This is a genomic window from Saccharomonospora saliphila YIM 90502, assembly GCF_000383795.1.
Classification (GTDB): domain Bacteria; phylum Actinomycetota; class Actinomycetes; order Mycobacteriales; family Pseudonocardiaceae; genus Saccharomonospora; species Saccharomonospora saliphila.
Genome location: NZ_KB912600.1, coordinates 14,283 through 22,736, shown reverse-complemented (window position 1 = coordinate 22,736; position 8,454 = coordinate 14,283). Strand labels below are relative to the sequence as shown.

Here is an 8,454-nt window from a genome sequence, read left to right as displayed (position 1 = left end):
CCGCGCGCGTGCCGGTTGGCCGCGCCCAGCGGCGCGCGCACCACGCGCCGCAGCCCCACCACGGCCGAGAGCAGCACGAACACCGGGATGGCCAGCGCCACCGAGACCGACACCGGCACCGGCAGTGCGAAGTCCCCGGCCTGCCAGGCGTTGCCGTCCCAGGGCACGTGGCGGGCCACCGAGTGCAGCGGCGGGCTGAGAGCCAGTCCGAGCAGCGCGCCGCCGACGGCGGCGATCGCCATCTCACCGGCCACGGCCGCCACCACCTGTCTCGGAGTCGCCCCCGCCAGGCGCAGCGCGGCGAGCCGCGTCTCGCGCCGGGCGGCGGTCAACCGGGCGGCCGAGGCGACCAGCACCAGGCTGGGCACCATCAGCACCACCACACCGACCCCCGCGAGCACGTCCAGATTCACGTCCCGCACCAGCGCCGAGGTGGCGAACCCCTCCTGCTCGACCAGGTACGACGAGGGCTCCGGCTCCGCGTGCCCCACCAGCGCGACGAGCTGCCCGGGATCGGTCAGGGCCTCGGTGCCGAGAGTGCCGACGATCTCGCCCTCGAACCGGTCACCCAGTACCGATCCGGGCCGGTCGGCCACCAGTCCGGCCAGTTCCGGCGACAGCAGCACCTCGCCGGGGCCGGGCAGCCGCTCGATCCCGTCGGGCAGGGCGATGCGGGCAGGGTCGGTCAAGGCCGCCACCTCGACGCGCACGATACGGCGACCCTGGTAGAAGTCCTCGGTCGTCGCGACGGCGAGGGTGGCCTCCTCCGGGGTGACGCCGTAGGCGGGTTCCTGCCACGCGATCCGGTCGGCACGCGCGTCCGTGGCCAGCGGCAGCGAGACGAGCAGCAGCATGAGTGCCGTGGCGACCGCGACCCCGGCCGCGGTGAGGATCGCCGAGGTCCGCGTGCGCCGGTCCACACGCAGCACCCGCAGGGCCAGGCGGAACGGGCTCACGACACCACCCCGGCGCTGTCCTCGTGCACGGTGTCGATCCGGCCGTCACGCATGGTCACCGTCCTGGGCAGCGCGGCGGCGAGGTCGCGGTCGTGGGTCACGACCACCACGGCCGCGCCCGTCTCGGCGGCCGCGTCGAGCAGGGCGCGCATCGTCTCCCGCCCGGTACGGGAGTCGAGCGCACCGGTCGGCTCGTCGGCGAAGATGACGCTCGGCCGGTGTCCGAGCGCCCGCGCGATCGCCACGCGCTGAGCCTCGCCGCCGGAGAGCTCGCCGGGCCTGTGCTTCTCCTTGCCCGCGAGTCCCAGCCTGTCCAGCCAGTCTCGGGCCGAGGCCAGCGCCCGGCCGCGGGCCGTGCCCCCCAGCAGTTGCGGCAGGGCGGCGTTTTCCTCCGCGGTCAGCTCGGCCACGAGCATCCCGGACTGGAACACGAACCCGAAGCGGGTACGGCGCAGTTCGCTGCGCGCAGTCTCGTTCGCGTCGTCGATCCGCAGCCCGCCCGCGAACACCTCGCCCTCGTCGGCGGGCAGGATGCCCGCGAGCACGTGCAGCAGGGTCGACTTGCCCGACCCCGAAGGGCCGACCACGGCCACGGCCTCGCCCGCGCCGATCTCGATGTCCACCCCGCCCAGCGCGCGCTGCGTGCCGTAGGTCTTGACCAGCCCCCGTCCGGTCAGCGCGGGAGCGACACCGGAAAGGACCGTCTCGTGCGCCCGTGCGCCCGGTCTTGTCGTGAAACGCATGGCGACCAGCCTCGCCGGGGCACGGGTGCGGGCGCGTCGGACGGACGGCCACCATGCCCGTGCCCGGCCTCGGTCGATCGGCCGAGCCGCGCTCGGCCCGACGGCCGCTCTGCCCGGCGGTGGCCTGCTCTACCGTCGACGGACGTGCCAGCTTCGCGTGCCGATCAGCTCAGACTCGTCCTGTCCCGCCTCGGTGCCCCGGGCGCGGTGCTGGTGGCCGCACTGCTCGTCGACCTGCTGATCATCAGTGCCGTCGGGTTCGACGGCATCGGGCCGAACGGCTCGGAGCTGTGGCTGCTGCCGGGCATCGCCGGGCTCACCGCGTGCGCGCTCGTCGCGCCCACCCGCCCCGCGCGGTCGGCGTGGGCGGGTTCGGCCGTGCTGGTGGCCTCCAGCGGGCTGATCGCGGGCGCGGACGCGGCCTCCTACACCGCCCTGCTGCACCAGATCACCTTCTCGGAGACGGTCGCCGGGCTGGCGCTGCTCTACCACTGCGTGCGTGCGCTCACCGTCCTCGACGCGCTGTTCGCCGCGAGCGCCCTGGTGGTGAGCACCCTGATCGCCGTGGCGACGCGTGCCGGTTTCGTGTTCGGCGTCCCCGCCAACCAGACGGTGTTCACGGGTATGGCGTTGCTGGTGATCACCGTGGTCGCCGGGATGATGGGACGCGGCCCCACGACGACGCGGAGGAGTCCGGTCGGCACCCTGCTGCGGGGCCAGTGGCCGGTCGTGGGGTTGCTCGCGGGCGCGCTGTTCCTCGAACTGATGTATCTCTCCTCCGCGGCACCCGACGCGGCGGTGGTGCTCGTGTTGTCGCTGGCCGGAGCGGTGGGGGCGCTCACCGCGGTCCGCGACCCTGCCCGGGCGGTGCTGGTGTTCACCGCCGTGGTGCTGGCGACGACCGTGCTCGTGCGGATGTTCGGCGGGCATGGCTTCTACCCGACCACCGGCGGGCTGCCGTTCGGCCAGGTCGCCAGCGGTGTGGTGGTGGTGGTCGTGCTGGTCCGCCAGAGTCCGCCACGGCGCGCGGGTGCGCTGATCGGTGTGATGAGCGCCGTGGTGGCCGTGGCGGCCGTGGTCAACGGGACCGCCGGGTACACCGAGGCGCTGCGGCCGTTGTTCGTCGGGGCCTTGCTGTTGCTGGGCATCGCCGTCGCGTTCGGCATGTTCCTGCGGGCCCGCGACTCGGAGCGCACCCGGATGGTCGCCACGGCGGTCAGCGACGCGCAGACCGCCGAGCGGATGGCGCTGGCCCGCGAACTGCACGACGTGGTGGCCCACCACGTCACCGGAATCGTGGTGCAGGCGCAGGCGATGCGCGCCGTGGCCGAGCAGGACCCGCGCGTGGTGGTGGACGCGCTCGGGCAGATCGAACGGGCCGGGACCGAGGCGATGACGGCCATGCGCCGCCTCGTGCGCAGCATGCGCGGCGAGGCTCCCGCCGGGGCGGGCGAGTTCAGCGAGCAGGCGACCACCGACCTCGCGGCGGATCTGCACCGGCTCGTGGAGACCGGCAACCACGGCGTGCCCACCGAGATCGACCTCGACCTCCCGCCCGACCTGCCTCCCGAGGTGGCACGCTCGGCGCTGCGGCTGGTGCAGGAGTCGCTGACCAACGTCGGCAAGCACGCCGAAGGCGTCACCAGGGCGGTGGTCGCGGCACACGCGCGCGGCGGCGAGCTCTCTCTCGAGGTCCGCGACGACGGGACGGGACAACGTGCCCGTCCGGAGGAGGACTCCGGATACGGTCTGATCGGCATGCGCGAGCGGGTCGAGCTGCTGCGCGGGCGGCTCTCGGCGGGCCCGTCCGCCGAGGGTGGCTGGGCGGTGCGGGCGTGGTTGCCGATCGAGGGGGACACCGACAGGAGGGACGGGCAGTGATCCGGGTACTGATCGCCGACGATCAGGACATGGTGCGGGCGGGCTTCCGCATGATCCTCGGCGCGCAGGACGACATCGAGGTCGTCGCCGACGTCGCCGACGGGATCGAGGCGGTGCGCCGGGCGCGCGAGCTGCGTCCCGACGTATGCCTTGCCGACATCCGCATGCCCGGTATCGACGGACTGGAGGTCACTCAGCGGCTCGCCGGTCCGGAGGTGGCCGACCCGCTCAAGGTCGTCGTGGTCACCACGTTCGACCTCGACGAGTACGTGCACACGGCGTTGCAGAACGGTGCCTCCGGGTTCCTGCTCAAGGACGCGGGCCCGGCGCTGCTCGTGGAGGCCGTGCGGGCGGCCTCGCGCGGCGACGCGCTGGTGTCTCCCCAGGTCACGGTCCGCCTGCTGCGCCACTTCGGCGACCACCAGCGCGCCGCCCCGGCCGATCCGCTGCCGGACCCGCTCACCGACCGGGAACTGGACGTGGTGCGCGCCGCGGCACACGGGCTGACCAACGGCGAGATCGGGGCGCGGCTGTACATGTCGCTGTCCACGGTCAAGACGCATCTCGCGTCGGTGCAGGGCAAACTCGGTGTGCGCAACCGGGTGGAGATCGCCGCGTGGGCCTGGCGCAACGGCGTCATGGACGCCGCGGACGAACACTAGGATCGGCGGGCATGACCCACCGGCTGCGCGCTCCCGTCGTCCTGCCCGCCGACCCCGCCTGCTCCGTGATCCGTGACGGGGTGGTCGACATCGACGACTCCGGGCGCGTCGCCCACTGCGGTCCCGTGGCCTCTGCTCCGGCGGCGGCCGGCCCGGTCACCGACCTTCCCGGCATTCTCCTTCCCGGGCTGGTCAACGCGCACGCGCACAGCCCGATGGTGCTGCTGCGGGGCATGGGCGGTGACCTGCCGTTGCTGCGGTGGCTGCGCGAGGTCATCTGGCCCGCCGAGGCCCGGCTGCGCGGCGAGGACGTGCGCACGGGGATGCTGCTCGGCTCGGTGGAGATGCTGCGGCGCGGGGTGACCACGAGCGCGGAGATGTACTTCCACGCCGACCAGGTCGCCGACGCCGTGCTGGCCACCGGGGGCCGCGTGGTGGTCGGCGGTCCGATCATCGACCTGCCGGGCACCGACTGGCGTGCGATGCTCGCCGCGACCGAGCGCTGGATCGACGCCAACGGCCTGCGGTTCGGCCCCGGTGAGCGGATCGAACTCTCCTACGCCCCGCACTCGGCGTACATGCTGCCCGCCGACGCGCTGGAGCACATCGCGAAATCGGCGTCCGCGCGCGGAGCGCTGGTGCAGATTCACGTCGCCGAGGCGGCCGACGAGGACGCCCCCCAGCGTGCCGAGCACGGCTCTGTGCCCGCGCTGCTCGATCGGGTCGGGTTGCTCGACGGCAGGCTCGTCGCGGCGCACGCCGTCCATTTGTCCGATGCGGACATCGCCCTGCTCGCCGCCCGGGGCGCGGGTGTGGCCCACTGCCCCGGGTCGAACTCGAAACTCGCCTCGGGCATCGCGCGGTTGACCGACCTGCGCGCCGAGTCGGTGCCGGTCGGCCTCGGCACCGACGGCCCGGCGAGCAACGACGACCTCGACCTCTGGGAGGAGATCCAGCTCGCGGCGATGCTCGCGCGGGTGTCTACTCTGGATTCCACCGCGGTGACGGCGGCCGACGCGCTGCTGATGGCGACCCGGGGCGGGGCCGACGCGCTCGGCCGGGCCGACCTCGGTGCGCTCGAACCCGGGCGCTGGGCCGATGTCGTGCACATCGACACCGACGACCCGGCGTTCGCCACCGGCCTCGACGTCGACGACGAACACCTGCTGGCCAACCTCGTGTGGGCGGCGGGCTCGCGCCGCGTCACCGACGTGTGGGTCGCGGGGGAGCGGGTGGTCGAGGCAGGCGAGTCCACCCGGATCGACCGCACCGCCGCGCAGGCGGACGTGGCCACAGCCGCCGCCCGCCTGCGCGCCTGAGGAGGCCACCACCCCGTTCCCCGAGCCACGACCGGCGCCCCGTGCCGTCGGGGGACGGCACCGGGGCGGGGCGTGCCGTCAGCGGATGGCACTGGGTTGATACGTGCCGTCAGGGAACGGCACGGCGAGCCGTGAGGTAGCCCGCTCCGGCCAGCACCACGGCGATCAGCGCCGGATAGGCCGCCTGCAACGCCAGGGCGGGGTGACCGGCGAGGAACTCGCCCACCGCGGGCCACCACCGCTGCCAGCTGACCAGGCTGACGAACCCGACCACGAGCGCGGCGCAACCGAGCCCCAGCACCCACACGCCGAGCTGCCCCCACCGCTTGAACACGATCCCGAACCAGATGCCGAGGAAGGAGGTCAACAGGAAGGGCGCGGTGAACGCGAGGAACTGTGCCAGGACGTTGTCGTGCGCGAGGAACGGGACGTTGATCATGCTCATGTTCACGCCCCACCCGCCGGTCGCCTCCTCGATCGGCGCGAGCAGGGTCAGCAACAACCCGTAGGCCACCGACTGGCCGAGCACGATCAGCGTCGTCGCCCCGAAGAAGTCGCGCCGGGTGACGCTCAGGCTCACCGCGAACGGGAACATCTGCGTCATCGTCTGGAGATGCACGACGAGCATGACGATGTAGATGGAACTCAACGCCCCGCTCACCACGGGTTCGTCCGCCTCAGCGGCACGCATGCCACCGAAGATCAGGATGTTGCCGAGCAGGACGCCGAGCAGGATCACGACCGGCAGTCCCAGCACGGCGAGCGAGTTGACGAGCTGGATGCGGGCGACCCGCACCATCCGCGGTATCATCCGGCCTCCCTGCCGTTGTGGCCGTCACGCGCACGGCCGTGGTCGGAGCGGACGAGCGCGTGGCCGTCGGCGAGTTGGGTGGTGCGCACCACGAGTTGCTGCAACGAGACGGGCTCCACGTGCACCGAGTCCGTGCCCTGCCGGGGGACGCCACCGCTGAGGGTGAGCCGCAGCAGGCCGCCGAGTTCTTCCCGGTGCAGCACGGTGTAGCCCGAGGCGAACTCCTCGACCGCCCGCCGGGGCCCGCTCACGGTGACCGCCTGCGCGCGCAGTTCGTCGGAGCCGCCGTCCATCAGGATGCGCCCCGAATCGATCACCAGAACGTGTTCGATGAGGTCGCTGACCTCGTCGATGAGGTGTGTGGAGAGCACAACCGTGCGCGGGTGCTCGGCGTAGTCGGCGAGCAGGTGATCGTAGAAGCGCTGGCGCGCCACCGCGTCGAGCCCGAGATAGGGCTCGTCGAACAGGGTCAGTGGCGCCCGCGAGGCGAGGCCGATGATCACTCCGACGGCGGAGAGCTGCCCCCGCGACAGCTTCTTGATGCTCTTGCGCGTCGGGAGCTGGAACTCGTCGGCGAGCTGTTCGGCGTAGTCGGCATCCCAGTTCGAGAACAGCAGGCTCGCGGCCGAGAACGCGTGCCGGACCTTGAAGATGTCCGGGTACTTCAGCGACTCCTTGATGAAGCAGATCCGCCCGAGCACGCCCGCGTTCTCGTACGGGCGCTCGCCGAAGACCTCGATCTCGCCCTCGGTCGGGAAGTCCTGCCCGGTGAGCATGCGCATCACCGTGGACTTGCCGGCTCCGTTGCGGCCGAGCAGGCCGTAGACCCGGTTCTCCTCCAGCGCGAAGGACACATCCCGCACGGCCGTCGTGTCGCCGTAGCGCTTGGTCACGCCTCGCATCGCGGCCACGCTCATGCGTCGTCCCTCCAGACGTCGATCATCTTCTTCAGGTCCTCGGCGTCCATGCCGAGCCTGCGCGCCTCCGACAGCAACGGGGCGATGAACTTCTCCCCGAAAGCGGTGCGGCGGCGCTGGAGCAGCTGCTCGCGCGCACCCGTGGCCACGAACATCCCGACCCCCCTTCTCTTGTAGAGCAGCCCGTCGGCCACCAGCTTGTTGATGCCGTTCGCCGCCGTCGCCGGATTGATCCGGTGGAAGGCGGCGAGTTCGTTGGTCGACGGCGCCCGGCTCTCCTCCGGCAGGGAGCCGTCGATGATCGAGTCCTCGATCTGCTCCGCGATCTGCTGGAACAGGGGGCGGCCGTCGTCCATCACGACCTCCGTCCGAGCACCCGGAACCACATGGGTTCATTAGTCATGTGGGTAACCATGTCACCAGACATCCGTGGGCGTCAACTCGCGTGGACCGCCCGGCCGTGCCGACGTGGCGCACGACACGACACAGCACCGCTCTCCCGATGGGAAAGCGGTGCTGTCAGCGGATAAGGGAAGCGCGGGAGCCGCCTGTGGAGCGACTCGCCGCCCCGGCTACCGGGCCGAGCGCGGGCGCAGGGTCATCTCGGTGAGATGCGCGTCCGGACCCGCCGTGACGGCGGCCTGGACGGCGGAGGCGACCGACTCCGGTCGCAGGTACTTCTCCGGCGCGTACTCACCGCCCTCGTGCGCCACCACGGCCTGCTGCATCTCCGTGTCGGTACGCCCGGGATAGAGGGTGGTCACCCGCACGCCCGCGGACTCCTCCTCGGCGCGCAGCACGTCGGCGTAGGCGCGCAGGGCGAACTTGCTGGCCGCGTACGGACCCCAGCCCGCGCGCGCGGCCAGCCCCTGCCCGGAGTTGAGGAACACGACATGCCCCCGCGCCGCGCGCAGCGCGGGCAGCACCCGCCGCGTCAGCTCGGCGACGGCGACGACGTTGACCTCGAGGTTGTGCCGCCACACGGCCGCCTCCGACTCCGCGACGCTGCCCAATCCGGCCACACCGGCCGAGTGCACACAGACGTCGAGGCGGTCGATCGACGCCGTGGCCTCGGCCAGGGCGTCGGGGTCGGTGAGGTCGACCGCCCACGGCCGGGCGCGGGGCAACTCCGCGGCGAGCCGGTCCAGCGCGTCGGTGTCGCGGC

Annotated in this window: 9 protein-coding genes; 3 read left to right on the top strand and 6 right to left on the bottom strand. The window is 72.6% G+C overall.

Annotation, left to right across the window (positions count from 1 at the left end; genetic code table 11):
• Positions 1 to 956 (bottom strand): FtsX-like permease family protein (locus tag SACSA_RS25515; protein WP_019812705.1); only part of this gene is annotated, 956 nt, incomplete at its 3' end.
• A complete protein-coding gene (locus SACSA_RS0100725) occupies positions 953 to 1,699 on the bottom strand; it encodes an ABC transporter ATP-binding protein (protein ID WP_019812703.1) in 747 nt (248 codons plus the stop codon). The genes SACSA_RS0100725 and SACSA_RS25515, both read right to left, overlap by 4 nt.
• Positions 1,700 to 1,843: 144 nt before the next feature.
• On the opposite strand from SACSA_RS0100725, the gene SACSA_RS20890 reads away from it, so the two are divergent.
• The 3 genes from SACSA_RS20890 to SACSA_RS0100710 are packed head-to-tail and all read left to right on the top strand — an operon-like array spanning position 1,844 to position 5,561.
• Positions 1,844 to 3,580, top strand: coding sequence for a sensor histidine kinase (locus SACSA_RS20890; protein WP_048876285.1), 1,737 nt, complete (start codon positions 1,844 to 1,846; stop codon positions 3,578 to 3,580).
• On the top strand, positions 3,577 to 4,242 hold the full coding sequence (locus SACSA_RS0100715) for a response regulator (RefSeq protein ID WP_019812699.1): 666 nt from the start codon (positions 3,577 to 3,579) through the stop codon (positions 4,240 to 4,242). The genes SACSA_RS20890 and SACSA_RS0100715 overlap by 4 nt, the downstream gene beginning before the upstream one ends.
• Positions 4,243 to 4,253: 11 nt before the next feature.
• Positions 4,254 to 5,561 carry an amidohydrolase family protein gene (locus SACSA_RS0100710; RefSeq protein WP_019812697.1) on the top strand — a complete coding sequence of 436 codons (1,308 nt, stop codon included), beginning with the start codon at positions 4,254 to 4,256 and terminating at the stop codon, positions 5,559 to 5,561.
• A gap of 109 nt (positions 5,562 to 5,670) precedes the next feature.
• Here SACSA_RS0100710 and SACSA_RS0100705 read toward each other — a convergent pair whose 3' ends face one another.
• The 4 genes from SACSA_RS0100705 to SACSA_RS20885 form a co-directional block, all read right to left on the bottom strand.
• Entirely contained in the window at positions 5,671 to 6,369 is a 699-nt protein-coding gene (locus tag SACSA_RS0100705) for a hypothetical protein (protein WP_028661400.1), read from the bottom strand.
• Positions 6,369 to 7,289: an ABC transporter ATP-binding protein gene (locus SACSA_RS0100700; RefSeq protein WP_019812693.1), complete on the bottom strand. Its 921-nt coding sequence runs from the start codon at positions 7,287 to 7,289 to the stop codon at positions 6,369 to 6,371. The genes SACSA_RS0100705 and SACSA_RS0100700 overlap by 1 nt, the downstream gene beginning before the upstream one ends.
• Positions 7,286 to 7,645, bottom strand: a complete 360-nt coding sequence (locus SACSA_RS0100695; protein ID WP_019812691.1) for a GntR family transcriptional regulator — start codon at positions 7,643 to 7,645, stop codon at positions 7,286 to 7,288. Before SACSA_RS0100695 ends, SACSA_RS0100700 begins: the two co-directional genes overlap by 4 nt.
• 216 nt (positions 7,646 to 7,861) lie before the next feature.
• The coding region (locus SACSA_RS20885; RefSeq protein WP_019812689.1) for an SDR family oxidoreductase at positions 7,862 to 8,454 on the bottom strand (593 nt) is incomplete at its 5' end.

Coding starts and splice junctions, on each gene's coding strand:
- SACSA_RS0100700 (WP_019812693.1), bottom strand. CDS start 7,289: ATGAGCGTGGCCGCGATGCGAGGCGTGACCAAGCGCTACGGCGACACG.
- SACSA_RS0100710 (WP_019812697.1), top strand. CDS start 4,254: ATGACCCACCGGCTGCGCGCTCCCGTCGTCCTGCCCGCCGACCCCGCC.
- SACSA_RS0100725 (WP_019812703.1), bottom strand. CDS start 1,699: ATGCGTTTCACGACAAGACCGGGCGCACGGGCGCACGAGACGGTCCTT.
- SACSA_RS0100695 (WP_019812691.1), bottom strand. CDS start 7,645: ATGGACGACGGCCGCCCCCTGTTCCAGCAGATCGCGGAGCAGATCGAG.